General features: G+C 66.8%; 27 protein-coding genes and 1 tRNA gene. 17 read left to right on the top strand and 11 right to left on the bottom strand.

Going from position 1 to position 26,953, the window contains the following annotated elements; translation table 11 throughout:
- Window positions 1–6: 6 nt before the first annotated feature.
- From AC6EUH_RS01860 to AC6EUH_RS01850, 3 genes are all read right to left on the bottom strand, one after another.
- A complete protein-coding gene (locus AC6EUH_RS01860; RefSeq protein WP_056425135.1) occupies window positions 7–2,271 on the bottom strand; it encodes an RNA degradosome polyphosphate kinase in 2,265 nt (754 codons plus the stop codon).
- A 114-nt stretch (window positions 2,272–2,385) separates the two neighbouring features.
- The gene (gene mshD, locus AC6EUH_RS01855; protein WP_499737631.1) at window positions 2,386–3,363 is read right to left on the bottom strand and encodes a mycothiol synthase; all 978 of its coding nucleotides are present in this window, start codon (window positions 3,361–3,363) and stop codon (window positions 2,386–2,388) included.
- Window positions 3,364–3,616: 253 nt separating this feature from the next.
- Window positions 3,617–4,315: a winged helix-turn-helix transcriptional regulator gene (locus tag AC6EUH_RS01850; protein WP_056425141.1), complete on the bottom strand. Its 699-nt coding sequence runs from the start codon at window positions 4,313–4,315 to the stop codon at window positions 3,617–3,619.
- Between the two features lie 255 nt (window positions 4,316–4,570).
- Here AC6EUH_RS01850 and AC6EUH_RS01845 point away from each other — a divergent pair, with 255 nt between their 5' ends.
- The 6 genes from AC6EUH_RS01845 to AC6EUH_RS01820 all read left to right on the top strand — a co-directional run bounded on the left by AC6EUH_RS01845 (window position 4,571) and on the right by AC6EUH_RS01820 (window position 10,021).
- A complete protein-coding gene (locus AC6EUH_RS01845; protein ID WP_056425144.1) occupies window positions 4,571–5,305 on the top strand; it encodes a hypothetical protein in 735 nt (244 codons plus the stop codon).
- Window positions 5,306–5,488: 183 nt separating this feature from the next.
- On the top strand, window positions 5,489–6,103 hold the full coding sequence (locus tag AC6EUH_RS01840) for a nitrobindin family protein (protein WP_056425148.1): 615 nt from the start codon (window positions 5,489–5,491) through the stop codon (window positions 6,101–6,103).
- Window positions 6,104–6,242: 139 nt separating this feature from the next.
- Entirely contained in the window at window positions 6,243–6,950 is a 708-nt protein-coding gene (locus tag AC6EUH_RS01835) for a flavodoxin family protein (protein WP_156367474.1), read from the top strand.
- A 22-nt stretch (window positions 6,951–6,972) separates the two neighbouring features.
- Window positions 6,973–8,055 (top strand): CAF17-like 4Fe-4S cluster assembly/insertion protein YgfZ, encoded by a 1,083-nt coding sequence (ygfZ, locus tag AC6EUH_RS01830; protein WP_056425155.1) that lies wholly within the window; start codon window positions 6,973–6,975, stop codon window positions 8,053–8,055.
- The gene (locus AC6EUH_RS01825; RefSeq protein WP_499737630.1) at window positions 8,052–8,450 is read left to right on the top strand and encodes an ankyrin repeat domain-containing protein; all 399 of its coding nucleotides are present in this window, start codon (window positions 8,052–8,054) and stop codon (window positions 8,448–8,450) included. The genes ygfZ and AC6EUH_RS01825 overlap by 4 nt, the downstream gene beginning before the upstream one ends.
- Window positions 8,451–8,494: 44 nt before the next feature.
- The gene (locus AC6EUH_RS01820; protein ID WP_056425161.1) at window positions 8,495–10,021 is read left to right on the top strand and encodes a DHA2 family efflux MFS transporter permease subunit; all 1,527 of its coding nucleotides are present in this window, start codon (window positions 8,495–8,497) and stop codon (window positions 10,019–10,021) included.
- Between the two features lie 24 nt (window positions 10,022–10,045).
- On the opposite strand, the gene AC6EUH_RS01815 is transcribed toward AC6EUH_RS01820, so the two are convergent.
- From AC6EUH_RS01815 to AC6EUH_RS01795, 5 genes are all read right to left on the bottom strand, one after another.
- On the bottom strand, window positions 10,046–10,756 hold the full coding sequence (locus tag AC6EUH_RS01815; RefSeq protein WP_056425163.1) for a GNAT family N-acetyltransferase: 711 nt from the start codon (window positions 10,754–10,756) through the stop codon (window positions 10,046–10,048).
- A gap of 42 nt (window positions 10,757–10,798) precedes the next feature.
- Window positions 10,799–11,824, bottom strand: a complete 1,026-nt coding sequence (locus AC6EUH_RS01810; RefSeq protein WP_056425173.1) for a 6-phosphofructokinase — start codon at window positions 11,822–11,824, stop codon at window positions 10,799–10,801.
- Window positions 11,825–11,993: 169 nt separating this feature from the next.
- A complete protein-coding gene (locus tag AC6EUH_RS01805) occupies window positions 11,994–12,248 on the bottom strand; it encodes a PspC domain-containing protein (RefSeq protein WP_499737629.1) in 255 nt (84 codons plus the stop codon).
- Window positions 12,249–12,251: 3 nt separating this feature from the next.
- Window positions 12,252–12,506, bottom strand: coding sequence for a hypothetical protein (locus AC6EUH_RS01800; RefSeq protein ID WP_056425179.1), 255 nt, complete (start codon window positions 12,504–12,506; stop codon window positions 12,252–12,254).
- A 1-nt stretch (window position 12,507) separates the two neighbouring features.
- Window positions 12,508–14,154, bottom strand: a complete 1,647-nt coding sequence (locus tag AC6EUH_RS01795) for a PspC domain-containing protein (RefSeq protein ID WP_499737628.1) — start codon at window positions 14,152–14,154, stop codon at window positions 12,508–12,510.
- 124 nt (window positions 14,155–14,278) lie between these two features.
- On the opposite strand from AC6EUH_RS01795, the gene AC6EUH_RS01790 reads away from it, so the two are divergent.
- Window positions 14,279–15,649: an ATP-binding protein gene (locus AC6EUH_RS01790; protein WP_499737627.1), complete on the top strand. Its 1,371-nt coding sequence runs from the start codon at window positions 14,279–14,281 to the stop codon at window positions 15,647–15,649.
- Window positions 15,646–16,320, top strand: coding sequence for a LuxR C-terminal-related transcriptional regulator (locus AC6EUH_RS01785; protein WP_235500069.1), 675 nt, complete (start codon window positions 15,646–15,648; stop codon window positions 16,318–16,320). The genes AC6EUH_RS01790 and AC6EUH_RS01785 overlap by 4 nt, the downstream gene beginning before the upstream one ends.
- A gap of 161 nt (window positions 16,321–16,481) precedes the next feature.
- On the opposite strand, the gene AC6EUH_RS01780 is transcribed toward AC6EUH_RS01785, so the two are convergent.
- Window positions 16,482–17,699, bottom strand: a complete 1,218-nt coding sequence (locus AC6EUH_RS01780; RefSeq protein WP_499737626.1) for a pyridoxal phosphate-dependent aminotransferase — start codon at window positions 17,697–17,699, stop codon at window positions 16,482–16,484.
- A 286-nt stretch (window positions 17,700–17,985) separates the two neighbouring features.
- Between AC6EUH_RS01780 and AC6EUH_RS01775 the strand changes: the two genes are divergently transcribed.
- The 9 genes from AC6EUH_RS01775 to rplL all read left to right on the top strand — a co-directional run bounded on the left by AC6EUH_RS01775 (window position 17,986) and on the right by rplL (window position 24,580).
- Window positions 17,986–18,058, top strand: a tRNA-Trp gene (locus AC6EUH_RS01775).
- 78 nt (window positions 18,059–18,136) lie between these two features.
- On the top strand, window positions 18,137–18,421 hold the full coding sequence (secE, locus tag AC6EUH_RS01770) for a preprotein translocase subunit SecE (protein ID WP_056426579.1): 285 nt from the start codon (window positions 18,137–18,139) through the stop codon (window positions 18,419–18,421).
- Between the two features lie 115 nt (window positions 18,422–18,536).
- Entirely contained in the window at window positions 18,537–19,361 is an 825-nt protein-coding gene (gene nusG / locus AC6EUH_RS01765; RefSeq protein WP_056425188.1) for a transcription termination/antitermination protein NusG, read from the top strand.
- A 130-nt stretch (window positions 19,362–19,491) separates the two neighbouring features.
- Complete coding sequence (gene rplK / locus AC6EUH_RS01760; protein ID WP_018773647.1) at window positions 19,492–19,923, top strand: 50S ribosomal protein L11; 432 nt, start codon at window positions 19,492–19,494, stop codon at window positions 19,921–19,923.
- A 185-nt stretch (window positions 19,924–20,108) separates the two neighbouring features.
- Window positions 20,109–20,816, top strand: a complete 708-nt coding sequence (rplA, locus tag AC6EUH_RS01755; protein ID WP_056425191.1) for a 50S ribosomal protein L1 — start codon at window positions 20,109–20,111, stop codon at window positions 20,814–20,816.
- A 95-nt stretch (window positions 20,817–20,911) separates the two neighbouring features.
- Window positions 20,912–22,006, top strand: a complete 1,095-nt coding sequence (locus tag AC6EUH_RS01750) for a GNAT family N-acetyltransferase (RefSeq protein ID WP_499737625.1) — start codon at window positions 20,912–20,914, stop codon at window positions 22,004–22,006.
- Between the two features lie 108 nt (window positions 22,007–22,114).
- On the top strand, window positions 22,115–23,224 hold the full coding sequence (locus AC6EUH_RS01745; RefSeq protein ID WP_499737624.1) for a GNAT family N-acetyltransferase: 1,110 nt from the start codon (window positions 22,115–22,117) through the stop codon (window positions 23,222–23,224).
- 310 nt (window positions 23,225–23,534) lie between these two features.
- Window positions 23,535–24,131 carry a 50S ribosomal protein L10 gene (gene rplJ, locus AC6EUH_RS01740; RefSeq protein ID WP_499737623.1) on the top strand — a complete coding sequence of 199 codons (597 nt, stop codon included), beginning with the start codon at window positions 23,535–23,537 and terminating at the stop codon, window positions 24,129–24,131.
- A gap of 74 nt (window positions 24,132–24,205) precedes the next feature.
- Window positions 24,206–24,580 (top strand): 50S ribosomal protein L7/L12, encoded by a 375-nt coding sequence (rplL, locus tag AC6EUH_RS01735; protein WP_056425195.1) that lies wholly within the window; start codon window positions 24,206–24,208, stop codon window positions 24,578–24,580.
- Between the two features lie 270 nt (window positions 24,581–24,850).
- Here the strand turns inward: rplL and AC6EUH_RS01730 are convergent, their stop codons facing one another.
- Window positions 24,851–25,378, bottom strand: coding sequence for an aminoacyl-tRNA deacylase (locus AC6EUH_RS01730; protein WP_056425198.1), 528 nt, complete (start codon window positions 25,376–25,378; stop codon window positions 24,851–24,853).
- Between the two features lie 5 nt (window positions 25,379–25,383).
- On the bottom strand, window positions 25,384–26,583 hold the full coding sequence (locus tag AC6EUH_RS01725) for an acetyl-CoA C-acetyltransferase (RefSeq protein ID WP_499737622.1): 1,200 nt from the start codon (window positions 26,581–26,583) through the stop codon (window positions 25,384–25,386).
- Window positions 26,584–26,953: the final 370 nt, after the last annotated feature.

Raw genomic sequence — 26,953 nt, 5'->3', positions numbered from 1 at the left:
GAGCCCCTACCGCAGCCCGGACGAGCGCTGACGCGAACGGGAATTGAGCAGCCAGGACTGGATATCCTCGAGGCTCTGTCCGTCTTCGGCGAGGTGGTGGCGGGTCCATTCGCCTGCGTTGTCCAGGTGCCAGCTCGCGGTATCCGGATCCATGTAGCGGCGCAGCAGGTCCATGACGTAGCTTGTGTCGTCCCCGCTGGTGAGCTGGACGAGGGCCTCCACTCGGCGGTCAAGGTTGCGGTGCATCATGTCCGCCGAACCGATGTAGACCACCGGGTCCCCGCCATTGGCGAAGGCGAAGACGCGCGAGTGCTCCAGGAAGCGGCCCAGCACGGAGCGGACGGTGATGTTCTCGCTGAGGCCGGGCACGCCCGGACGCAGGGAGCAGATGCCGCGGACGATGATGTCCACGGGAACCCCGGCCTGGGATGCCCGGTACAGGGAATCGATGATGGCTTCATCCACCATCGAGTTGACCTTGATCTGGACCCGGGCGGCGAGGCCTGCCCGCGCGTTCCGGATTTCGGTTTCGATCCTGTCGATGAGTCCTGAGCGCACCGATCGCGGGGCCACCAGGAGCCGCTTGAAGGTCGACTTCGGGGCGTAGCCGGAGAGCTGGTTGAAGAGCCTGGAGAGGTCCTCGCCCACCTGCTCATTGGCAGTGAGGAGGCCCAGGTCCTCGTAGTAGCGGGCCGTGCGCGGGTGGTAGTTGCCGGTGCCGATGTGGCAGTAGCGGCGGAGGCCGTCCACTTCCTGGCGCACCACCAGGGAGAGCTTGCAGTGGGTCTTGAGGCCCACGATGCCGTAGACCACGTGGACGCCGGCCTGCTCCAGCTTCCGGGCCCAGGAGATGTTGGCCTGCTCATCGAACCGGGCTTTGATCTCGACGAGGGCCAGGACCTGCTTGCCGGCCTCGGCGGCGTCGATCAGGGCGTCGACGATCGGTGAGTCGCCCGAGGTGCGGTAGAGGGTCTGCTTGATGGCCTGGACCTTCGGGTCCGAGGCCGCCTGCTCCAGGAACGCCTGCACCGAGGTGGAAAAGGAATCGTAGGGGTGGTGCAGCAGGATGTCCCGCCGGCGCATGGCCGCGAAGACGTTTGCCGCCTTGGACGTTTCCGATTCGTTGAGGTGGCGGGAGGTGTGCGGGACATGCTTGGGGTAATGCAGGTCCGACCGGTCGATTCCTGCGATGACCGAGAGCCCGCGGAGATCCAGCGGGGCGGGGACCGAGTAGACCTCGGATTCCTCGACGCCGAGTTCGCGGATCAGCAGCGCCCGGATGTTCGGGTTGATGTCATTCGTGACTTCCAGCCGGACCGGCGGGCCGAAGCGGCGGCGCAGCAGTTCCTTCTCGAGGGCCTGCAGCAGGTTCTCGGCGTCGTCCTCTTCGACCTCAACGTCTTCATTGCGGGTGACGCGGAAGGTGTGGTGCTCCAGCACCTCCATCCCGGCGAAGAGCTGGTCCAGGTGGACGGCGATGACTTCTTCGAGGGCGATGAAGCGCGCTACCCGGCCCGGCACCGAACCGGCGCGCGGGCCGTCAATCGAGATCAGCCGGGGGAGCTGGTCCGGTACCTTGAGTCGCGCGAAAAGTTCCTTGTCGCTGACCGGGTTGCGGACCACGACGGCGAGGTTCAGTGAGAGCCCCGAAATGTAGGGGAACGGGTGGGCCGGGTCCACGGCCAGCGGCGTCAGGATGGGGAAGACCTTCTCGGCGAACATGGCGCTGAGCTGGTCCTTGGCCTGGGAATCGAGTTCCTCCCAGTGCATGAGGTGGATGTGCTCGTAGGCCAGCGCCGGACGGATCTGCTCGGCGTACACACGGGCGTGGCGCTGCTGCAGGCGGTGTGCCTCGTCGCCGATCTGCTCGAGGACCTGCACCGGGCTGAGCCCGGCAGGGGAGGGGACGGCCAGGCCGGTGGCGATCCGGCGCTTGAGCCCGGCGACGCGGACCATAAAGAACTCGTCCAGGTTGGACGCGAAGATGGAGAGGAAGCTGACGCGTTCGAGCAGGTGCAGGTCGGGGTCTTCGGCGAGCTCCAGCACGCGGGCGTTGAAAGCGAGCCAGCTCAGTTCGCGGTCCAGGAAGCGGTCGGGGCTGAAGTCGCCCTCCGGCTCCAGGTTGGGCGCGAATTCGGGGATGTCGATCCGGTCCTGGGTGGCGCGTGAGGCAGGCACTTCGGAGGAGCCGAACCGGGCACGCGCGGGGCGGATTTTCTTGTCCGACGTGGCGGCCCCAGACGTGGCGGTCCGGGCAGATTCCGGTTGCATGGTCTCTCCTAATGCTGGCTCGATTTAGCTTCAACCTTACAAGCAATCAGACCGCGGACAGCTTTCGGAGGGCCCAGATTTCCCGCGGTGGGAACCAGATGTCTGCCGATTGGATTAACGCCCTTCCAATGGGGCATACATGACGTCGACGTCCCAGCGGGTGAAGCCCAGCCGCCGGTACAGCGAAACGGCCGGAATGTTGTCCGCGTCGACGTAGAGCATGACGGCGTGCAGGCCCTGATGCTGCAGGTGCCGGATGCCGGCGACCGTCAATGCTTTCCCCAGCCCAGTGCCCTGGGCGGCGGGGGATACCCCCACCACGTACACCTCGCCGATCGCCGGGTGGTCGCCGTGCCGGGGGTGCACCTTCGTCCAGTGGAAGCCGAGGATCCGGTCCGACGAATCGACGGCCAGCAGGAACCCGGAGGGATCGAACCACGGCTCCGCCATCCTGGCGTCCAGGTCGGCACGGGTCATGCTGCCCTGCTCCGCGTGATGCGTGAAAGCGGTCCGGTTCGCGGCGAGCCAGGCGTCCTCGTCACGGCCCGGCACGAAGGCGCGCAAGGCCACCCCGTCCGGCAGTGGGACGTCAGGCAGCTCCGCCGCCGCGGTGGTAAGGCGCATCTTCCACAGCTCACGGACCGGACCGTAGCCGTAACGCGCGGCGAGGTCTGCTGCGGCCTCGTGGTTGCCGTGGGACCAAGCCTTGAGGCCGGCGAAGCCGCGGGTGTTCTTGAGCTCGCCCACCAGCCGGTCCGCCACGCCTTGGTTTCGGTAGCTGGGATGGACCGCGATTTCCAGCACGCCCGTGCCGTCCGGTTCCTCGATGACGACGGCGACTCCGGCCAGGTCCTGCGCCGTTGCCGGGTCGGATTTCTCATCGGGGCTGTACAGGGCGAGCGTCAGAACCGTGTGCGAACCGGCGTCGGCGTCCGAGGCGCGCAGCGTCACGAGTGTCTGTTCGGAGAGGGGCGGATTGCCATCGGATTCCTCCGCGGCGGCGGCGAGGGCCTTGACGTCCTTCAGGAGCTGCGGATCCGCAGCTCCTTTGGCGGCGAGCACGGGCCAGTTCTCAGGATGCGCAGGACTCATGGTGCAAGGCTATACGCTGGCGCCGGGCCGGGGCCGGTTTTGAAGTTTCCGGAACAGTTACGTATAGTCTTTTCTCGTCCGGTTTGTTCGGCGCGGGACCTTGGTTCCCGAACCGTCAGCGCGGATGCGAGGGGGATCCACCACTGGGGTGGCCTCGATACGTTCGACCCGTATGTCCTCCACTGAAAAACAGCGAAAGCCCCGGACTCAGGTCCGGGGCTTTCTGCGTGTCAGGTCTATTTCGGGCCCGCTTCTAGGCCTCGGTGAGTTCTTCTTCCGGATGCCGGACCAGGGTCAGGCGGTAACCGACGTTGCGGACCGTGCTGATCAGGTTCTCGTGGTCGGCGCCGAGTTTGGCCCGCAACCGCCGGACGTGGACGTCCACGGTGCGGGTGCCGCCGTAGTAGTCATAGCCCCAGACCTCGGTCAGCAGCTGCTGGCGGGTGAAGACCCGGCCGGGGTGCTGCGCCAGGTACTTGAGCAGTTCGAATTCCTTGAAGGTCAGGTTCAGCGGTGCGCCGTTGACCCGGGCGGTGTAGCTGGCTTCGTCGATGACAACGCCGGCGGCGCGGATCTCGGTCGGCGCATCGTCCTGCTCCGGCACGGCCCGGGCGACGCCCAGGCGGATCCGGGCCTCCACCTCGGCGGGCCCGGCGGACTCGAGCAGGATGTCGTCCACGGCCCACGCCGAGGACACCGCGGCCATGCCGCCCTCGGTCAGGATGAGCATCAGCGGGGCGCTCAGGCCCGTGGCCTTGAGCAGCTGGGTCAGGGAGCGTGCGCCGACGAGGTCTTTGCGGGCGTCCAAGAGGACGATGTCGCAGGGGTCGGTCTCGAGCAGGGCGGTCGGTTCCGCGGGGAGAATGTGGACCCGGTGGTTCAACAATTCCAAAGCAGGCAGGACGTCCACCGATGAGCCGGTGCTGTTCGTCAGTAGCAGGATGTGCGACATGTTTCCTCCAAGGGGTGTCCGCGCATCTTCGGGCGTCTGTAGCTGAGTCTGAGTATACCTAAACGACCCTTACCGGCCATGGTTCCTTCACCTCCGGCCAGTCCTTTGGCGACACAAATCGGTCATATAGGGCAGGATTGATCCGTCGGGGCCCGCAGCCCCCTGACGCAATCAGGTCGAATTGGGGTCCGCAGTGAGCGAAGGTACGGCAATGACCGGAAGACGGATGACGGATAAACAGATGTCGGGTACGAAGTGAGGTCTTGGTCCATCGGTGCCATTGGCCTGGCCGGACTCGCCGCGATCGTCGGGGCGTCCTACTCCTCGCCGGAGGCACTCCTGGCCGTAGGCGTGCTCACCGCCGTCGGCGTTGGAATCGGCTGGCCGCATTTCCTGGGCATTCCCGCCCGGAAAACCCTGGCTGTCCTGATCGGGCTGCCCGGGGTTGGCTCCGCCATTGGCGCCACCTACCTTCCTGCCCCGGGATTCCTGGACTGGACGCCGTCGTTCATGGCCGCAGGCGTTATGGCGGTCTTTGTGATGCAACTGATCCGCGGAACCGGCCAGGCGCAGCGCCTGGAGTCCACGCTGGGGTCCTGTGCGGGCGTCATGTTGTCCTGTCTGGGGGCCGGCTGGATTGCGTGCTTCCGCTTTAACGGTGTCCGCGAGATGCTCCTGGTCGCGGCGATCAGCGCAGCGATCGCGCTGCTGGCGGGGCTGATCCGCTGGCCGGACCGGGTGGTGGCGCCCCTGGGGGTTATCGGCGCCGGGCTGGCCGGACCGCTCGCGGGCCTCGTCTTCTCCGACATCGCAGTGTTGCCCGCCGTGATCGTCGGGGTGGTGGTGGGCGCAGTGCTGGTGAGCTTCCGCCGCCTGGTGATCCTCCGCGGTGAGTCGCTGAGCTTTGCGGCGGCCCTCGGCATGGGGCTGGGCCCGGTCGCAGCCGTCGGGTCGCTGGCGTACTTCATAGACAAACTACTCATCTTCTAACGCGTTAGGATGGCATCATGTCCGTACTTGCATTTGAAATCTTCTTCCTTGTCCTCCTCGGCGTTGCCAGCCTGGCCATGGCCTGGTTTGCCGGTTTTGTTGTGTACCGGCTCTTCAAAGGCCAGAAGTAACAGCCAGAAGTAAACGCCCCGCATAGTCCCGTCGTTTCCAGAGGTAACTGCTGTGCCGATTGAAATTCCAACAGATCTGACACCCGAAATCGTTCCGCTGTCCTGGCTCATTGGTGAGTGGGAGGGCCGTGGCCGGCTGGGGGCCGGGGAAGAGGATTCCGAGCACTTCGTTCAGCACGTGTCCTTCACGCATAACGGCCTGCCGTACCTGCAGTACCGTGCGGAAAGCTGGCTGACCGACGACGAAGGCACCAGGTTGCGTCCGTTGACCGTCGAAACCGGTTTTTGGGCCCTGGAGCGCAAACAGCGCGAGGAAGACGGCGGGCCCGGGCTCATCCCGGCCGACATCGTTCCCGTGCTCAAGAGCGCCGACGAAGTCGAAGCCCTGCGCAACAAGGACGGCGGCTTCGACATCTCCGTCTCGATCTCCCACCCCGGCGGGATCTCCGAGCTTTACTACGGCCAGATCAAAGGGCCGCAGATCCAGCTCAGCACCGACATGGTGATGCGCGGCAGCCACTCCAAGGAGTACACGGCCGCCACCAGGATCTTCGGACTCGTGGACGGCAACCTGCTCTGGCGCTGGGACGTGGCAACGGGCAAGGGCCCTGCGGGGGGCAGCGGCCTGGAGGCTCACGCGTCCGCCATTCTCCACAAAGTCACCTGATCGGCCGCGCGCACCAAGCCGGCTGAGCGGCCGCCGACACGCCGCCGGGGTTGAGGGTCTCACTGATTTTCCGTTGTCCGTAGCGACCGCAGGGAGTACCAAAGTGAATGCCACAGCTGCCATGCCTGGAACGTCAGGAATGCCTGCCGATTTCAGCGACCTCAAAGCCGTGTTCTTCAACGGCACGCTCAAGAAGTCCCCGGAGACGTCCAACACGCAGGGCCTGATCGATGTCAGCCGCCGGATCATGGACAAACACGGGGTCACCACACGGGTCATCAGGACGGTGGACCACGACATTGCCAGCGGCGTGTACCCGGACATGCGCGAGCACGGCTGGGCCACCGATGAATGGCCCGAGCTGTATCCGGCCGTCCGGGAAGCCGACATCGTCGTCGTCGCCGGACCAATCTGGCTGGGCGACAACTCCTCGCAGACCAAGAAACTGATCGAGCGGCTCTATGCGCACTCCGGCGAGCTCAACGACAACGGCCAGTGGGCCTTCTATCCGAAAGTGGGCGGCTGCCTGATCACCGGTAACGAGGACGGCATCAAGCATTGCGCCATGAACGTCCTGTACAGCCTCCAGCACATCGGCTTCACCATCCCACCGCAGGCCGACGCCGGCTGGATCGGCGCCGTGGGGCCGGGCCCGAGTTACCTCGATGAAGGTTCAGGCGGCCCGGAAAGCGACTTCACCAACCGCAACACGACCTTCATGACGTGGAACCTGCTGCACCTCGCCCGGATGCTCAAGGACGCAGGCGGCATCCCCGCCTACGGAAACCTGCCCGAAGCGTGGAAAGCCGGAACCAGGTTTGACTTCGAAAATCCGGAATACCGCTAACCCCTGAGGACTTCTACTACATATGACTATCAAGAGCCCCCTGCTGGCGCGCCCTGGCGCAGTCGAAGCCGGCGGTGCTGACGCCGGCGTCGCATCCCACTATGGCGAACCGCTGCGCGAACAGCGGGCGCTGGCCGGCGGCACCGCCGTCGTGGACCTCTCGCACCGCGGGGTCGTCACCGTGACCGGGCCGGACCGGCTGAGCTGGCTCAACACCTTGTCTTCCCAGCAGCTCACCAACCTGGCGCCCGGGCAGTCGAGCGAACTGCTGCTGCTGAGCGTCCAGGGCCGGATCGAGTTCGACGCGCGAGTGGTGGACGACGGCGCCACCACCTGGCTGATCGTCGAGGCGGCAGAGGCCGGACCGCTGGCCGAATGGCTCAACAAGATGAAGTTCATGCTCCGCGTCGAGATCGCCGACGTGTCGGGGGACTGGGCCGTGCTGGGGTCCACCCGCAGGGTGCCGGACTGGTCCGGCCTGCTGGTCTGGGAAGACCCCTGGCCGCATGTCGGCGCCGGCGGCTACTCCTACGCCGTGGTGGGGGAGGACGCCCACCCCGGGCTGGAACGGCCCTGGTTCGAGTACCTCGTCCCGGCCGCTGCGCTGGAGTCCACGGTCGGCGAACGCCCGCTCGCCGGTGTGTGGGCAGCCGAAGCCCTGCGCATCGCGGCGTGGCGGCCGCGCTGGGGCGCCGAAACCGACGACAAAACCATCCCGCACGAACTTGACCTCCTCCGCACCGCTGTTCATCTGAACAAAGGCTGCTACAAGGGTCAGGAAACCGTGGCCCGGGTCCACAACCTGGGCCACCCGCCGCGCCGGCTGGTCTTCCTGCAGCTGGACGGCTCGCAGCACACCATGCCTGCAGTGGGCAGCGAGGTCCGTGCAGGTGACCGCAAGGTGGGCACAGTGACGTCCGTGGCGCAGCACTACGAAATGGGGCCGGTGGCCCTGGCCGTGGTCAAACGCTCGGTCGCGCCGGAAGAAGTCTTGACCGTCCTAGACGGCGAGGAGCCCTACGCCGCCGCGCAGGAAGTCATCGTGGCGCCGGACGCCGGCCAGGTCGTGGGACGCCAGACCGGTTTCCTGCGGGGGACCCGATGACGGCCGCCAACCCCGGTGAGCCGGACGCGGAAACCCTGGCTCTGGCCCATGCCCTCTTTGACGCGGCCCGGGAAGGCAACACCGCGTTGCTCGCCGGGTACCTGACGGCCGGTGCGCCGGCGGCCATGACGAACGCGGCCGGCGATTCCCTGCTGATGCTCGCGGCCTATCACGGCCACCCGGACACCGTCCGGCTGATCCTGGCGCACGGCGGAGATGCGAATACCGCCAACGACCGCGGCCAGACGCCGCTCGCCGGAGCCGTCTTCAAAGGCTACCCGGATGTGGTCCAGATGCTGGTCGACGCCGGCGCGGACCCCGACGCCGGCACGCCCTCCGCCCGGGCGGCCGCGCAGATGTTCGAACGGCTTGACATCCTGGCGCTGCTAGGCTGACTCGTCCGCCGGTCCACGGCAGCACCCTGACCCTAAGGAATCCCATGGAAATCGTTGCCAGGCCGTGGCCGGCACTCTGGTCCCTTGTCATCGGGTTCTTTATGATCCTGATCGACACCACCATTGTCTCGGTGGCCAACCCCAGCATCATGGAGGGCCTCAACGCCGACATCAACTCGGTGATCTGGGTGACCAGCGCTTACCTGCTCGCCTACGCCGTGCCGCTGCTGATCACCGGCCGGCTGGGCGACCGCTTTGGCCCGAAGAGGCTGTACCTGTCCGGCCTTGTGGTCTTCACCGCGGCCTCGCTCTGGTGCGGGCTCTCCGGGGACGTGAACACCCTGATCCTGGCACGGGTGTTCCAGGGCTTCGGCGCCGCGCTGATGACACCCCAGACCATGGCCGTCATCACGCGGATCTTCGCGCCTGACCGGCGCGGAGCGGCGATGAGTATCTGGGGCGCCACCGCCGGCGTCGCCACGTTGGTGGGGCCGATCCTCGGCGGTGTCCTCGTCGACGGCCTCGGCTGGGAGTGGATCTTCTTCATCAACCTCCCGGTGGGTGTCATCGGCTTTTTCCTGGCCCTGCGCTACGTGCCGGCCCTGAGCACCCACCCGCACAAGTTCGATATCCCCGGCGTGCTGCTCAGCGCCGTCGGGCTGTTCCTGCTGGTGTTCGGAATCCAGGAGGGCGAGACCTACGACTGGGGCACTATCGCCGGACCCATCACCGTGTGGGGGCTCATCATCTCCGGGATCGCCGTGCTGGTGGTTTTTGTCGTGTGGCAGAAGATGAACAAGGGCGAGCCCCTGCTGCCGCTGTCCCTGTTTAGGGACCGCAATTTTTCCCTGGCGAACATCGGCATCACCACCGTCGGTTTCACGGTGACAGCCTTCACGCTGCCGCTGATTTTCTACTTCCAGCTGGTCCGGGGCCTGACACCCACCGAATCGGCGCTGATGATGGTGCCGATGGCGCTGATCTCGGGCGGACTGGCCCCGGTGGTGGGCAGGATCATCGACCGGGTCAACCCGAAATTCATCACCGCGTCCGGCCTGCTCCTGATGTCCGTGGCGCTGACGTGGAATGCCCTCCTGATGCACCCGGACACGCCGATCCTGCTCTTCCTGCTGCCGAGCGCGGTGCTGGGCTTCGCCAATGCCGGCATCTGGGCGCCGCTGGGGACCACAGCGACCCGGAACCTGCCGCCGAGGCTCGCAGGTGCCGGCGCCGGCGTCTACAACACGACGCGCCAGATCGGGGCCGTCCTGGGCAGCGCCGCCATCGCGGTGCTGATCCAGGCCCGGCTCGCAGCGGAACTCCCCGCGGTTCCGGGCGGATCCGGAGAAGCGGCTCCGACGTCGTTCGCCGGAGCCCTGCCGGAGTCCCTGCACGAGGGATTCTCGACGGCGATGGCCCAGTCCATCCTGCTCCCCGCCGCCGTCATCCTCATCGGCGCGGCCGTGGCGCTGTTCTTCGCCAAGCCCCAGCCGCTGCAGGGCTGGGGAACACCCGGGGTGCTGCCGGCAGCGTCGGCCGGCGCCGAGGGGGCCGGGGCACGCGCCAGCTGACGCCTCGCCGTGCGGGTTGCCGGATCAGCCCAGCAGCACACTCGTCTGGATGCCGCCGGGGGTGAAGCCCAGGCTCCGGGCGATGGCCAGGGAGCCTTTGTTGCTGACGTCGGAGCGCCACTGCAGGGTCAGGCCCGAGGCGAGCGCCTCATGGGCCGCGATGGAGGCTGCCAGTGAGCCCAGCCCCCGCCGGCGCCACTCCGGAGCCACCAGCACCCCCATCTGCGCCAGGATGCCTTCCCATTCGGTGTAGGCGCCGCAGGCTACAGGGGTCCGGCTGCCGTCCTCGTCATGCATGACGGTGAAGCGGTGCTCGAGGTCCGAGAGGCCCACTTCGTTGACGTCGTCGGGCGGGCAGGCGGCTTCCAGCTCGATCGCTTCGGGATTGCCGTGCGAGACGGTCATTTCCTCGGAGGGCTGCTTGAGGGGGAGGTCGTCCGCGAAGAACAGCGCGGCGGCGCCGAGACCGTGGCCGCCATGGTCCCGCGTGATGGTCAACAAGGTGACATGCTGCGCGAGTTCCTCGTCGGACATCCCGACGGCGGCGTCCAGCGCCCATTGGGGGCCGACGAGGACGGAATTGCCGAACAGGCGGATGAACTGGACAGCACGGGCTGCCTCATCCGCACGGGTGATGCGTTCACCCGCGGCAGCCGCAAACGCGCCGTCGTCGAGCCCCAGCCGGCGGGCCCACGCGAGCTGGATGATGTCGACCGAACCGGGCTCAAGTGTCATGGCTCCACCCTACCCACCGGCGTGGCGGGTCCGGCGTCCGGCTCAGCCGAAGAGGACTGCGGCCTCGTCGTAGCGGTACTTCGGGACGGTCTTAAGGTTGCCGAGCGCAGCGTCGAAACCCACATGGACGATGTCGGTGCCGTTGAGGGACACCATGGTTCCCCAGCGCTCTTCGACCACTGAGTCGATGGCCGCCATGCCCAGGCGGGTCGCGAGCACGCGGTCGAACGCCGTGGGGACTCCGCCGCGCTGGATGTGGCCCAGGACAGTGGCGCGGGTTTCGATGCCGGTCATGGCTTCCAGTTCCGGGGCCAGCCGCTCGGAGATCCCGCCCAGCCGGGGGCGGCCGAAGGTGTCCAGGCCGCGCTCGGAGTGCGGTGTCTCCTGTCCGTCCGGGACGAAGCCCTCCGCGACGACGACCAGCGGCGCGCGGCCGCGGTCCCGGGCCGACACCACCCATTCGGCGATCTGCTCCATCGAGGCCTTCTGCTCCGGGATCAGGATGGCGTGGGCGCCCGAGGCCATACCGGCGTGCAGGGCGATCCACCCTACGTGGCGGCCCATAACCTCGGCGATCATGCAGCGGTGGTGCGACTCTCCCGTGGTGCGCAGCCGGTCGATCGCCTCGGTGGCGATCTCGACGGCGGTGTCGAAGCCGAAGGTGTAGTCCGTCGCGTCGAGGTCATTGTCGACCGTCTTGGGGACCCCCACGATCTTCAGGCCGGCGTCGGTGAGCCGCTTGGCGGCTGCCAGCGTACCCTCGCCGCCGATGGCGATGAGGGCGTCGATGCCCAGGCGGTCCATGTTGGCTTTGATGACCTCGGGCCCGCCGTTGTTTTCGAAGGGGTTGGTGCGGGACGTGCCCAGGATGGTCCCGCCCTGCTTGGCGATGCCGCGGACCATGCTGCGGGGGATGTCGATGGTGTCGCCCTCGACGACGCCGCGCCACCCGTCCAGGAATCCCACGAATTCGTGGCCGTGGACGGCGATGCCCTTCAGGACGGCGCCACGGATGACGGCGTTCAGTCCGGGGCAGTCTCCGCCGCTGGTGAGGATTCCAATTTTCATGTTTCGGCTCAAATCCTGGCTCGAAGGTTTACAGGCGTTTACAGGCAGAGCGCCACGCTGAGCTCACCTAGAGTCTAGTGGCGCATGTGTGGCAGGACACAAACGGTTACAACGCGGAAGTGCCCCTGCCGCGCGGGCAGGGGCACTTCTTGTTCTCGCTAACGGGTGCTCAGGGCTTGGCCGAACGCTTCGCCAGGAACGTCTCAAGGGCGATGGCGTTCCGCTGGTCTGGCAGAAGAAGCCAGGCCACGACGTACAACACGAAGGCCGGCCCGGGAAGCAGTGCGAAGAGCAGGAAGGCGATGCGGACGAACGCGACATCCACGTTGAGCTTGGCGGCGATCCCGCCGCAGACACCGCCCAACCAGCGCTGCGGACCACGTTTCAGGCCGATGCCCCTGACGGTGCTGAAGAACTTTTCCATGGCTCAAGACTTCCCTGTTGGTGATTGTTTGTCACGTCCCCGGGCCGAAAGCAGCCCGCCGATCACGAGTGCTGCCCCGGCGCCGATCATCAGTCCGATCGCCACGTAGGTACCGTTGAGGGCCACAAGGCCGAGTTGGGAGACGATGATGAGCGCGGCGAGGGCCACCACGATCAGCCCCCAGACGATGGTGCCCACGCGGGCCGGGGAATCCTCCTGCGGCTCCGGGCTGCCGGCCGGTGCGTCATAGCTGCTCATGTCAGTTCCCTTCCTTGATGGTGACGTTGCTGAAAGTGCCGTCGATCTCCACGATCAGCGTCGCTCCCGGCTGGCCCGTGTTGTAGTTGCTTTGCCGGGTGGTCATGCCGCCGTGGCTCTGGCTGCCCTCATTGAGGTTGCCCATGGTCATGTCGGAGCGGACCTGCACCGGCACGGTATCCGGAATGATGACCGTGAGGTTGCTCGCCGTGGCGTCGATAGGGACTACTACATCGGTCCTGAGCGGCGGGTTGAGCGGAACGCCCGACAGGTCCACGGTCCCGGTGCCGGCCGTGATGTCGAAACCACCCCGGGCCTGCTCGATGCTCACCGGTGACCAGTTGGCGTTCTGCGGGCGGAAGCGGTCGCCGTTGGGGAGCACATTGAAGATCCCGCCGACGATCAGCGCCACCGCGGCGAAGAAGCCGAGGATGCCCGAGGTGCGGCCCCTGAGCCCGGCGATGAGGATCCCGAGGCCCAGGACCACCGCGGCGCTGGCCCAGACGACGGCGTTGCTGGAGGTGCCGAGGTCAATCACGTTCGCGACGTCGAGGGCCTTGATGCCGCCGCCCACCAGCAGGGCCAGGCCGGTGGTGACCGCGACGGCGGGCGCGCCGGGGCCGAAGCTCCGGGGTTTGGCCGGCGGGACGGGGCCGTCGCCGGGAACCGGACGGTAGCCGCCGCCGGGGGGAGGGACGGGACCCGAAGGCGGGGGCGCGCCCCAGGCCGGGACCGGCACAGCTGACTCGCCGTAGCGGGGCAGCGCGTCCGAGCCGCTGTACCCGGCCGCGGCGAACGGAGCCGCCTGCGTTGGCGGCGTTGCCGGGTTCTGCGGATAGGCGGGGCCAGCCGGGCCGCCCGGCTGCGGACTCGAGGACATGGGAGTGACTCCGTTCAGGGACTTGTTGCGCTGTGACAGGTAGTAGATGAGGTAAATGACGCCCCCCACCCAGAAGACCGTCCAGATGAACGCGCCAAAGCCGTAGCGGTCCCAGCCCCAGACTCCGACGCCCAGGCTGGGGAAGCCGATGACAGTGGTGACCAGGGCGCCGGTCATCCCCGACGACCACCGGCCCGCTGCGGCCTCCTGGACATGGATGCGGCCGTCGGGTTCGGGCAGCAGCGCCCACGCGATGCCGTACAGCAGGACGCCGACGCCCGCGAAGACCGTCAGGACGATCAGGATGCCGCGGACAATCAGCGGGTCGACGCCGAAGCGATGGGCAATGCCGCTGGCGACACCGCCCACCCAGCGATCACGGCCCCGCTGTATGCCCTGGCTGCGGATCCAGTCGAAGAACGTCAGCGATTGGCTGCCGGGCGGCGGAGGCGGCGGGGGCGTCGGGCCGTAGTACGGGGGCGGCGGCGGAAGCGCTCCGCCACCGGCGGACCCTGTCGGTCCGGTGCCCGCCGGGAATTCCAACGGGAGGGTGGCTGAGGTACCCACCGGGGCGGTGGGTGAGGAGTCTGCAGCGGGCCGCTGGGCCTCGCCGGCACGGCCGGCAGTTTCGTCGGCGGGCCCTGCCGGCAGCCCGGCGGGTTGTCCGCCCGGTTTTACGTCAGGTTGTCCGGCGGGCTCGGCGGGCGTCCCGGGAGTGCTGCCGGAGGGGTCGCGGCCTTCAGCGGGGTGCTCAGTGTGCGGATTCATACTTCGATCCTTCCGCCTGAGACCCGTCCGCTCTACTGGGGAACACCCTGAACTGCCCCTGAGTGGCCCCCGGTTAGGGCTGGAATCGGGTCCGGGAAACCCTGATCCGTGCTTGGATTGAGTCATGACAACCGCCGTTTCCCGCCCGCCGCTGGTCCGTGGCGGCGACCGCGTGATCGCCGGGGTCTGCACCGGCCTCGCCCGTCACCTCGGCTGGCCGGTGCGGATGGTCCGGCTCGGCATGGTGGCCGCAGCGCTCGCCGGCGGTGCCGGCGTCGTGTTCTACGCCTGGCTCTGGATCATGGTTCCCACCGCGGACGAAAGCGCCAAGCGCAACGCCCGGCAGCCGGCGTCGCCCATTGCCCCGGCGGTGAGCGCATCCTACGCGGCGCCCCCGACGGCGGCCCCGTCGCCGGCAGCGACCCCCCAGGCGGCGGCATCCGCCTCGGCGGGCGCCGTTCCTGCCGATTCGTGGCGGAACAGGGTCACCGGCGTGCGTTACGGCAAGGAGATCCTGCTGGGTGCGGGTTTGCTGCTGGCCGCCGGCATCCTGATCGCCCGCGTGCTCGGCGTTGACGTTCCCCTCGGCACGCTCATTCCGGTCGCGGCCATCCTGGGCGGCGCGGCCATCGCCTGGATGCAGCTGGATGAGACGCGCCGGGCGGGCCTCGTGGACAAGACCAAGGCGGACCAGGCCGGCGGCTGGGCGCGTCTCGCGGCCGGGCTGGCGCTCGTGGTGGCCGGTGTCCTGGTCATGGTGTCGGGCTCCGGGTCCTGGGAACAGACCTGGCTTGCCCTGCTGTCCTCGGTCGCGGTGCTGGGCGGCGTGGCCCTGGTCCTCCTGCCCTGGGGGCTGAAGTTCTGGCGCGACCTCGAGACGGAGCGCGCCGGCCGCGTCCGCGCCACGGAACGGGCCGAGATCGCCGCCCACCTCCACGACTCGGTCCTGCAGACACTGGCACTGATCCAGCGGCGCGCCGGCAACGAGACCGACGTCGTCCGTCTCGCCCGCGCCCAGGAACGCGAGCTGAGGGGCTGGCTGTACCGGGATCCGGGAAAGGACGCCGGACAGCTCTCCGAGGGCATCAACGCAGCGGCTGCGGAGGTGGAGGATTCCCTGGGCCACGCCGTCGAGGTCGTCACGGTGGGCGACTGCGCCATGTCTGAACGCCACGAGGCCCTCGTCCAGGCCGCCCGCGAGGCCATGCTGAACGCCGCCCGGCACGGCGGCGGCGCCGTGTCGGTCTACCTGGAAGTCACGGACGACGCGGCGGAGGTCTTCGTCAAGGACCGCGGTCCCGGCTTCGATCCGGACGCCGTCCCGGCCGACCGGCTGGGCGTACGCGAGTCGATTGTCGGCCGGATGAACCGCCACGGAGGCACCGCCACCATCACCAGCAGCCCGGACGGCACCGAGGTGCGGCTCAGGCTTCCCCTGTCAGCGGTTGCGTCAGCGGCCGCCGCCAGTAACAGCAACGGAGAGGCAAGACTGTGACCAGTACCGAAGCGGGGAGCCCGGCGCCGGGGATCCGGGTGGTGATCGTGGATGACCACGCCATTTTCCGGTCCGGTCTGAAGGCCGATCTGGACCCGAACATTATCGTGGCCGGCGAGGCCGGCACGGTGGAGGAGGCCGTCGCCGTGATCGCGGCGGTGCGTCCCGACGTCGTGCTCCTCGATGTCCATCTGCCGGGCGGACTCGGCGGCGGCGGGCGCGACGTGCTGGCCGGCTCCGCGCCTTTGCTGGGCAGCACGCGGTTCCTGGCCCTGAGCGTCTCGGACGCCGCCGAGGACGTGGTCTCCGTGATCCGTGCCGGGGCCCGCGGTTATGTCACGAAAACCATTTCAGGAGCGGAAATCTCCGACGCCGTCCGCCGGGTCGCGGGCGGGGACGCCGTCTTCTCGCCGCGGCTGGCAGGCTTTGTGCTGGATGCCTTCGGAACGGCGCCGGCGGACATCGCCGACGACGAACTGGACCGGCTCTCCGCCCGCGAACTGGAGGTGATGCGGCTGATCGCCCGCGGCTACAGCTACAAGGAAGTGGCCAAGGAGCTGTTCATCTCGATCAAGACGGTGGAAACCCACGTCTCGGCAGTGCTGCGCAAGCTCCAGCTCTCCAGCCGGCACGAACTCACCCGCTGGGCCGCCGAACGCCGCCTCCTCTAACCACAACGCTCCCGCAGGTTTGGGGGCTTAACTCCTAACGCTCCCGCAGGTTCGGCTGTCCTACGACGAACGCTCCCGCAACGAGTGCGGGAGCGTTCGTAGGACTCGTGCAGGACCTGAGGGAGCGTCCGGGTTTTTGCTGCGGGACCTGAGGGGGCGTCCTACTGCGCCTTGCCGAGGAAGTCCTGCAGCCGGGCGACGCCGGTGGCCAGGTCCTCGTCGCCGAGGGCGTAGGAGAGGCGCAGGTAGCCCGAGGGGCCGAAAGCCTCGCCCGGAACCACCGCCACCTCCACCTCGTCCAGGATCAGGGCGGCAAGCTCGGCTGACGTCGACGGCCGGACCGGTCCGTTCGCGGAGGGGAACTCCTTGCCGAGCAGGGCGCGGACGTCGGCATAGACGTAGAAGGCGCCCTTCGGCGTCGGGCATTCCACGCCCTCGATGGCGTTCAGCCCGGCCACGATGGCCTTGCGGCGGCGGTCGAACGCCAGTTTCATCTCATCGACGGCGGTCAGCGGGCCGGACACTGCGGCGAGGGCTGCCACCTGCGGGATGTTGGAGACGTTGGAGGTGGCGTGCGACTGCAGGTTGGTTGCGGCCTTGATGACATCGGCCGGGCCGATCATCCAGCCCACGCGCCAGCCGGTCATGGCATAGGTCTTCGCGACGCCGTTGAGGATGACCACCTTGTCGCCCAGCTCCGGGACGGCCGTGGCGATCGAAGTGAAGGGCACGCCGTCATAGGTCAGGTGCTCGTAGATCTCATCCGTGACCACCCAGAGGCCCTTGGCAGCGGCCCACTGGCCGATCTCCCTGACCTGTTCCGGGGAGTACACGGCCCCCGTGGGGTTGGACGGGGAGACGAAGAGCAGGATTTTGGTGCGGTCGGTGAGGGCGCCCTCGAGCTGCTCCACCGTGACCAGGTACTCCTGCTCCGGTCCTGCGAAGACCTCGACCGGAACGCCGCCCGCGAGCCGGATGGCTTCCGGGTAGGTGGTCCAGAACGGCGTGGGGACGATGACCTCGTCGCCCGGATCCAGCAGTGTGGCGAAGGTGTTGTACACGGCCTGCTTGCCGCCGTTGGTGACCAGCACCTGGGACGCTTCGGCCTTGTAACCGGAATCCCGGAACGTCTTCTCCGCGATGGCCTGCTTCAGCTCCGGCAGCCCGCCGGCCGGAGAGTAGCGGTGGTACTTGGGCTGGCTGGCGGCTTCGATGGCTGCCTGCACGATGTACCCGGGGGTCGGGAAGTCAGGCTCCCCGGCGCCGAAGCCGATGACCGGGCGGCCGGCCGCCTTCAGTGCCTTCGCCTTGGCATCAACGGCCAACGTGGCGGATTCGGCTATGGCGGAAATTCGCTGTGAAATGCGGGCGGCAGGCATCGCGGGTCCATTCTTCGCTAGCAGCCTCGGGGGCTGTTTGTGGGATTCGACGAAATCTACTCTATGCTGATCTGCGGACGGTCCGGGGTGCCGGCCGGGAATTGTGACTGCGCACGCGGTGGCGACTTCGCGGCTTATTTTCCCGGTGACACGGAGCGTCCGGTGAGGCCGGTTCGACGTAGGCGCAGTTGTTGCGTAGACTGGTTCTCCGGTGTTGAAAACACGATGATGGTCTGCGCCTCAGGGAAGTCTGGGGAAACGGGCCGGAACCAGTTTTTCGACCCATAGGGTAGTGGCGCAATTGGTAGCGCAGCGGTCTCCAAAACCGCAGGTTGCAGGTTCGAGTCCTGTCTGCCCTGCGCAAGCTGTTCCGGTTTCTCCGGAACAAGCGCAGCAACCATGGTTCAGTTCAGAGCCGGGTATCCGACATTGCGAGGATGAGTGAGGACCAGGTGACCGAAACGGCTGCAAGCAGCTCCAGTGGCCGCCCCGCCAAGAACGCCCCCAAGGCGGGCTTCTTCGCTCGAATCGCGCTCTTCGTCCGCCAGGTCATCGGCGAACTGAAGAAGGTCGTCGCACCGACCCGCAAGGAACTGATCAACTACACCCTCGTGGTGCTGGTGTTCGTGGTCATCATGATGCTCATCGTCACCCTGCTGGATCTGGCCTTCGGGACTGCCGTGGGCTGGGTCTTCGGCGGCACGGGCCCCACGGACAGCTAAGGCGACCGGTCCGCAGACTGCGTGGATTACCACCGGGATTCCGGGGAATCCGCGGGGTGTGCGGAATTGAGTCATTTAAATAGGCATGTTAGGCAATGAGGAAGCAGGAGACCAAGTGTCAGAGCAGGAGCTCGAGGTAACTGAGACTGAGCTGGATAAGAGCCAGGACGCCGCGGTGGAAGCCGGGGAAGAGTCCGAGGCTGCGTCTGCTGCGCCCGAATCCGACGTCGCTGACGAGGCTGCTGATACGGCTGAAGCCGCTGAGGCGGGCGACGACGCCGGCGAAGAAGCTGAGGGCGAGTCCGGCGACGCGCTGGCCGCTGCTGCTGCCGCCGCAGAGGTTGATCCGGCCGATGAATTCAAGGCTAAGCTGCGCCGCCAGGAAGGTGACTGGTACGTCATCCACTCCTACGCAGGTTATGAAAACCGCGTGAAGGCCAACCTTGAAACCCGCATCCAGACCCTGGACATGGAAGATTACATCTTCGAAATCCAGGTTCCGATGGAGGAAGTCGTTGAGATCAAGAACGCTCAGCGCAAGGTCATTAACCGCGTCCGCATCCCCGGCTACGTCCTGGTCCGCATGGACCTGACGGATGCCTCCTGGGGCGCCGTCCGCCACACCCCCGGTGTCACCGGCTTCGTGGGCAACGCCCACAACCCGGTCCCGCTGCGCCTTGACGAGGTCTTCTCCATGCTCGCCCCAGTCTTCGAAGAAGAGCAGGCCGAGAAGGGCAAGCCGGTCAAGCACGCCGCCGCACAGATCGACGTCGACTTCGAAGTTGGCGAGTCGGTCATCGTCAAGGAAGGTCCCTTCGAGACCCTTCCGGCCACGATCTCCGAAATCAAGGTGGATTCCCAGACCCTCGTGGTGCTGGTTTCCATCTTCGAGCGCGAGACCCCGGTCACGCTGGCATTCAACCAGGTCAGCAAGATCTAGTTACCCCCACAGAATTCGCCCCGGACTGCCCGCTTTAGCAGTCAGGGGCGGCCGGCCGCCTCGCCATGGCGGCCACCAACCTGAGGCACGCTCCTGTGTCCCAGGACGTAATTGAGAGAAGGACCCTACATTGGCTCCCAAGAAGAAGGTCACCGGCCTCATCAAGCTGCAGATCCAGGCAGGTGCCGCTAACCCGGCCCCGCCGATCGGTCCTGCGCTTGGCCAGCACGGTGTCAACATCATGGAATTCTGCAAGGCGTACAACGCTGCGACGGAAGCCCAGCGCGGCAACGTTATTCCGGTTGAAATCACGGTCTACGAGGACCGTTCATTCACGTTCATCACCAAGACCCCGCCGGCTGCAGAGCTCATCAAGAAGGCTGCAGGCGTCGCCAAGGGTTCGGCTACCCCGCACACCGTCAAGGTTGCCAAGCTGACCCAGGCCCAGGTCAACGAGATCGCCACCACCAAGATGGAAGACCTCAACGCCACCAGCCTGGAAGGCGCCGCCAAGATCATCGCCGGCACCGCCCGCTCCATGGGTATCACCGTCGAGGGTTAATTCCTCACCGCTGATGCGCCGCGTCCGGGAAACCGTGCACGACGCCGATCAGCACCGCCGGGCAACCGGCACCACCTAAACATTCAAGAGCGGGACCCCGGAACGGATAAACCGTTCGGAGCCCCGACTGTGGCAGGGCCCAGCGCGGTCCGCAGACCACAACTGCACAAGGAGAAATAAGCAGCATGGCAAAGCGCAGCAAAGCATATGAGGCAGCCGCAGCCAAGATCGACGCGGAGAAGTTCTACGCGCCGTTCGAGGCAGTGACGCTGGCCAAGGACACCAACCCGTCCAAGTTCGACGCCACCGTTGAGGTCGCTTTCCGCCTGGGTGTAGACCCGCGTAAGGCTGACCAGATGGTCCGCGGCACCGTCAACCTGCCGCACGGCACCGGTAAGGTCGCCCGCGTCCTCGTTTTCGCAACGGGCGACAAGGCTGAAGCAGCAATCGCTGCCGGCGCCGACTTCGTTGGTTCCGATGACCTGATCGAAAAGATCGCAGCCGGCTGGACCGACTTCGACGCCGCCGTCGCCACCCCTGACCTCATGGGCAAGGTTGGCCGCCTCGGTAAGGTCCTGGGCCCGCGTAACCTGATGCCGAACCCGAAGACCGGCACCGTGACCGCTGACGTCGCCAAGGCCGTCAACGACATCAAGGGCGGCAAGATCGACTTCCGCGTCGACAAGCACTCGAACCTGCACTTCATCATCGGCAAGGTTTCCTTTGACGCCATGAAGCTGGCCGAGAACTACGCCGCCGCTCTGGAAGAGGTTCTCCGCCTCAAGCCGTCCGCTTCCAAGGGCCGCTACATCCAGAAGGCCACCGTCGCCACGACGTTCGGCCCGGGCATCTCGGTTGACCCCAACGTCACCAAGGTCCTGACCGAGGTCTAAGCCTCACCAGGCTTGCCGTAAGAAGCAGCGAAAAGACCGTCCCGCCTCCGCGGGGCGGTCTTTTCTGCATTCCGGGCGCCGGTTACGCTGTCCCGGTGAATGCACCGACCTACCACGTAGAACCCCTGATCCTGCCGGAATCCATCGACGCGCCGGACGCCGGTGACTTCCTGGACTTCAGCCGGCTCAGCGACGCCCTGGTCCTGGAGAGCTGGGGCAACCTCGACCGGGCCGCACCGCCCGAGGCGCGGCTGCGGTACTGGAAGGACGACGCGTACACGCGCATGCGGCTTTTCTTCGTCCGGGTGGACGGCCGGATGGTCGCACGGTCCTGGATCCGCTGCGAGCTGCAGGAAAACCTCGGCAGCGCGCTCCTCCACGTGGACGTCCTGAACGGCTACACCGGCAGCGGGATCGGCCGCGCCCTGCTCGAACACGCCGAAGCGCTGGCCGCCGCCGACAACCGCAGCATCCTGATGACCTTCACGGAACACCCGGCGGACTTCGACGCTGACGGCCCGGAGGTGATCACGCCGCTGACCGGCACCGGCGCGCTGCCGACGGCGGCCCGCGGCGTCCGCTTCGCCACGGCAGCGGGCTACCGGCTGGAGCAGGTGGAGCGGTTCAGCAGCCTCAGCATGCCGCCGGCTCCGGCGCTGCTGGACGCCCTGGAGCGGGAAGCGCTGGCCAAAGCCGAGGACTACGAGCTGGTCACCTGGGCGGACCGTTGCCCGGATGAGTACGCCGAGCAGCTTGCCGTGCTGATGTCCCGGATGAGCACGGATGCGCCGACGGGCGGGCTCAGCTATGAGGAAGAGACTTGGGATGTTGCCCGCGTCCGCAACGTTGAGGAGACTTGGATGCAGGCCGGAAACATCTCCCTCGTCACCGCCGCAAGGCACCGCGAAAACGGCGAACTGGCCGCGTACTCCGTGCTGGAGCTGGCGCCCAGCAAACCGTGGCTGGCCGACCAGGACGACACCCTCGTCGCGGCAAGCCACCGCGGACACCGCCTGGGCATGCTGGTCAAGATCCGGAACCTCCGCCGCCTGCTGGCGGAGTACCCGGCGGTGGAACGCGTCATCACCTTCAACGCGGCGGAAAACGACCACATGCTCGCCATCAATGTCGCCCTTGGTTTCCGGCCCGCGGGCTGGGACGGCGAATGGCAGAAGGTGGTGACGGCGTAACCCATGGAACGGTGACCGAAACCGGCATATGCTGACGGGTGAAAGCCCGGCTGACGCCGGGTTCCGGCACACGTGGTGGACGGCAGAACGGCTGGGATGATGCCCTCTATGGCAAACGACGTACGGATTGAACAGCTGTGGATCCCCGATTCGCTGGCCGGGAAGGACGCTGCGGACTTCATCGCCGCCGTCGAAGTGGGCCGCAAGGTGCGCATGCAGACCTGGGGGAGCGATGACCTCGCCTATGCGCCGCAGGAAAAACTCCTGGAGATGGCGGACCCCTACGAGCGCCAGGTCATCCTCGTGGCCAAGGTCGACGGCGAGATCGTCGGGACCGTTGACATCGCCCTGCCGCTCGCGGACAACCTCGATCTGGCGGAGTTCGCCCTCGACATCCTGCCCGAGTTCCAGGGCCGGGGCGTGGGCCGGCAGCTTCTTGAAGCCGCGGAGCACTTCGCTCGTGACGAGGGCCGGCACACCATCCTCATCGATACGAACCATCCGAGTTCCTCGCTGGGGGACAACGCGGAGGGCCAGCTGGTGCCCGGCACGGGCCTCGGCTTCGTACCGATGAACAGCCGTGAGGTGGAGTTCGCCCGTCACAGCGGCTACACCCTGCAGCACATCGAACAATTCAGTGCCTGCACACTTCCCCTCGACAGCGCGCTGGTCGAGGAGCTGGAGACCGAGGCGGAAGAAGCCAACGGCGGCCGGTACCGGCTGCATCACTGGACGGACCGGTGTCCCGACGAGTGGCTTGAGGCGGTCGCCGCGCTGGAAAACAGCGCCGGCGAAGACGGCGTGCCCGGGGTTGATGACACGGTCATGGTGTTCGACGGCGGCATCCTCCGTGAGGCGGAGGACGTCGCCATCGCGCAGGGCCGCAGAACGGTGGTCACCGCCGTCGAGCATCTCGCCAGCGGCGGCCTCGTTGGGCTGACCACCATCAGCGTCCTCGCGCTGCGCCCCGACGTGGTGTTCCAGGACGACACGGTGGTCCTGCGGGAGCACCGCGGGAACAAGCTGGGCCTGCTGATCAAGGTCGCAAACATGGAGCGGCTCTCTGAGCAGTTCCCGGATGCCCGGGTCCTCTATACCTGGAACGCCCCCGAGAACCGGTACCTGCTCAAGGTCAACCTGCAGCTCGGGTTCACCACCGCCGGCGTGACGGGGATCTGGCAGAAGGAACTCCCGGACTTCGGCCCGAGCAGCAGCTGACCGGCCGGCCGGGCCGCCGATTTGGACTGGGTGCCACGTCTCGCGTAAGCTGGGTGAACCAAAGACCGTCGGTTGTTGGAAATCCACTCTCCCAAGCAAGACTCACTTCTGCAGTCGCGCCGGGAGGGCCAGTGGATTTTCAGACGAAGGACCCTGAACAGAGGGCGGCCGGCGCAGGTGAACGAAGCAAAGCTCCGCAGTCATGGACTGCGTCGAGACAAGCCCCGTGCATCTGCGCGGGGCGTTTTTAGTTTTTAGCTCTTTTGAGCGGGGACCGGGAAACACCGGCACTATCCCCGGAAGGAGGGTTATGGCAACGCCTAGCAAGGTTTCAGCAGTAGCTGAGATCACTAACGATTTCAAGGAATCGAACGCCGCTGTCCTGACCGAATACCGCGGGCTCACCGTTGCACAGCTCAAGCAGCTGCGTGTCTCTCTCGGCCAGGACACCAAGTTCTCGGTCGTCAAGAACACCCTGACCGCCATTGCAGCCAAGGAAGCTGGTGTCGAAGCATTCGACGGTCAGCTCGCCGGCCCCACTGCAATCGCGTTCATCAAGGGTGACGCAGTTGCCGCTGCCAAGAGCCTGACGGATTTTGCCAAGACCAACAAGCAGCTGGTTATCAAGACCGGTTACTTCGAGGGCAAGGCACTGAACGCCAGCGAAGTTGCTGCCCTGGCAGCACTCGAGTCCCGCGAGCTGCAGCTCGCCAAGGTTGCAGGCATCCTCAAGGCTCCTGCTGCCGCCGCTGCACGCATCATCGACGCGCTGCGCCTCAAGCTTGAAGAAGAGAACGGTGCACCGGCCGAAGCCGAAGCGCCCGCCACTGAAGAAGCCCCGGCCGACGCTCCCGCTGACGCAGCTGCTGAGGCTCCGGCCGACGCCGCAGCCCCCGAAGAGAACTAACTCTCTAAACCAGACTCCGGTGTAAAGGCGAGCCTCCGGGCCGCCGCGCACCACTATAGGAAGGACGCCACACCATGGCGAAGCTCACCAACGAAGAGCTCATTGAAGCTTTCAAGGAACTGACCATCATCGAGCTCTCTGAGTTCGTCAAGCTCTTCGAAGAGACCTTCGAAGTTACCGCTGCTGCTGTTGCAGTTGCTGGCCCCGCTGCCGGCGCTGCTGCAGAAGAAGAGGAGAAGACGGCATTCGACGTCGTCCTCGAAGCTGCTGGCGACAAGAAGATCGCAGTGATCAAGGAAGTTCGCGCAATCACTTCCCTCGGCCTCAAGGAAGCCAAGGACCTGGTTGACAGCGCTCCGAAGGCTGTTCTCGAAGGCGTCACCAAGGAAGCTGCCGAGAAGGCTGTTGCACAGCTCGAAGAAGCCGGCGCACGCGTTACCCTCAAGTAACTCGCCGCTTCTGGAACCGGCCGGGAACCTCGTGTTCCCGTTCTGCTCCGGGAAACCCCGTCCACTCCGGTGGGCGGGGTTTCCTGCGTTCCGGGCGCACCGGTGCCTGACGTTCCGGCACACCGGTGCCAGCGTCCGCAGACAAGCAACGCGGGGTCACTCCGGCCCATCCCAGGTGTGGGACGGACGCGAAGTGACCCCGCGCTGGTTGTTAACCCGGCCCAGTTAACCCGGCCGGGTTAGATCGGCCGGGTTATATCGGGTGGCCGGTCAATTCGGTTCGGAGATGTCAGCGACGACCGCATCGAGCGCGGCGGTCAGGGCGTCGGCGTCCACGAAGGCGCTGTAGCCGTGTTCGCCGGCACCCATGGAAATCCGGCGGCCCGTGATGCTCCGGTCCGCGTACACGGGCCAAGCCACGGTGCTCCCCAGCGGGGTGATGGTGCCCCGCTCATAGCCCGTGGCATCCAGGGCGACTTCCGCCGTCGGCAGCGAGAGTTTGTTGACTCCGAGCAGCGCCCGGAGCTTGGGCCAGGAGATCTGCCGGTCGCCCGGGATGAGGGCGAACAGGAAGCTGCCGTCCTTGTGCTTGACCACGAGCGACTTCACGATATCCCCGGGCTGGATCCCCAGGATCCGTGCCGCCTCCTCGAGGCTGTTCGCGGCCAGCCGCTCGACGAGCCGGACGTTGAGGCCCCGCGCGGCGGCGGCGGCCAGGAACCGCTCCCGGCCGACGGGTCCGCCGTCGTCCGCACTTTCACCGGCCCGGCCCTTTCCAGGCGCTGCGGGATCCGTCACAGCGCTCAGTCGCGGTACAGCAGGAGGGCTTCGCCCTGGCCGCCGCCGCCGCACAGGGACACAGCCGCCTTCCCGGTGCCGCGGCGCTTGAGCTCGTGTGCGGCATGCAGCGCAAGCCGGGCGCCGGACGCTCCGATGGGGTGGCCCAAGGCGATCGCGCCACCGTGGAGATTGCACTTCTCCAGCGGGTAGTCGAGGTCCTTGAGCGACTGCACGGCTACGGAGCCGAAGGCCTCGTTGATCTCGATGAAGTCCAGGTCGGCGGCGGACCAGCCGGCCTTGCCCAGGGCGCTTTTGATGGCATTGGAGGGCTGGGAGTGCAGCGAGTTGTCCGGCCCGGCAACCTGCCCGGGCTTGCCGACGACGGCGAGGTACTCCAGACCGTTGTCCTCGGCGAACCGCCGCGAGGAGAGCACCAGGGCGGAGGCGCCATCGGACAGGGGAGAGGAGTTGCCGGCGGTGATGGTGCCGTCCGTGGCGAACGCTGCCCGCAGGCCGGCCAAGGAACCCGCGGTCGTGTCCGGCCGGATGCCTTCGTCCGCGGCCAGGATGACCGGTTCGCCCTTGCGCTGCTTGACGCTGATTGGGGAGATTTCGACGTCGAACACGCCGTCCTTGGCGGCCCGGGCGGCGCGCTGGTGGGACGCAGCCGCCACCTCGTCCTGGGATGCGCGGTCGATCCCCAGCGTGAGGTTCCTGCTCTCGGTGGACAATCCCATGGACTGGCCGTCAAAGGCGTCGGTCAAGCCGTCGTGGGCTGCGGCGTCGAGGGCCTGGATGGAACCGTAGGTCCAGCCCTGCCGGGAGCCGGGGAGCAGGTGCGGTGCGCGGGTCATGGACTCCTGGCCGCCGGCCACCACCACTGTAGCGTCGCCGCTGCGGATCATCCGGGCCGCGTCGATCACGGCGGTCAACCCGGACAGGCAGACCTTGTTGATGGTCACGGTGGGCACGTTCCAGCCGATGCCGGCGCCGACGGCGCTCTGGCGGGCGGGGTTCTGGCCCGCCCCGGCCTGCAGTACCTGGCCCATGATCACCGAGTCCACCTGCTCGGCCTTGACGCCGCTGGCGGCCAGGGCTGCCTTGATGGCGTGGGCACCGAGCTGCACGGCCGTGAAGCTGGCGAGCTGCCCGTTCAGGCGGCCCTGGGGGGTGCGGGCGGCGGCGAGGATGACAACATCATTGTCGTCTGCAGAGTTGCTCATGGTTTTCTCTTCCGATCTTGGACGATATACAGCAAGGTTATCGTGACCCCCGTCACGGAGCCATTTGAGCGCCGGTTGAGCCCGCCGGCGCGTGGTCCGCGCGCTCTGCCGCCCTGTCTGCCGCATCCGGGGGCCCGGCCGATGTTTGCAATCCCGGGCGAAGTGGGGTAGACAAGTAGGTTGCTTTGCCGTATCGTAGATATTTGCGTCTTCCCTGTTTACCTTCAGCCTTCATATAGCGGTGGGCTTAGCCTGGCAGCTGCGCCATCAATGTGCCGTCAACAACGGCACCATCATGGTCAGCGCGGGTCCCGGGTCATATAGCGGAACCGGACTGGTAGCACTGCGGAGTCACTCTGCAGGGTGCATA

It is taken from the genome of Arthrobacter sp. 001422645, from assembly GCF_059816125.1.
Note: the sequence above shows the minus strand (reverse complement) of the source record. Positions and strands in the feature narration are given on the sequence as shown.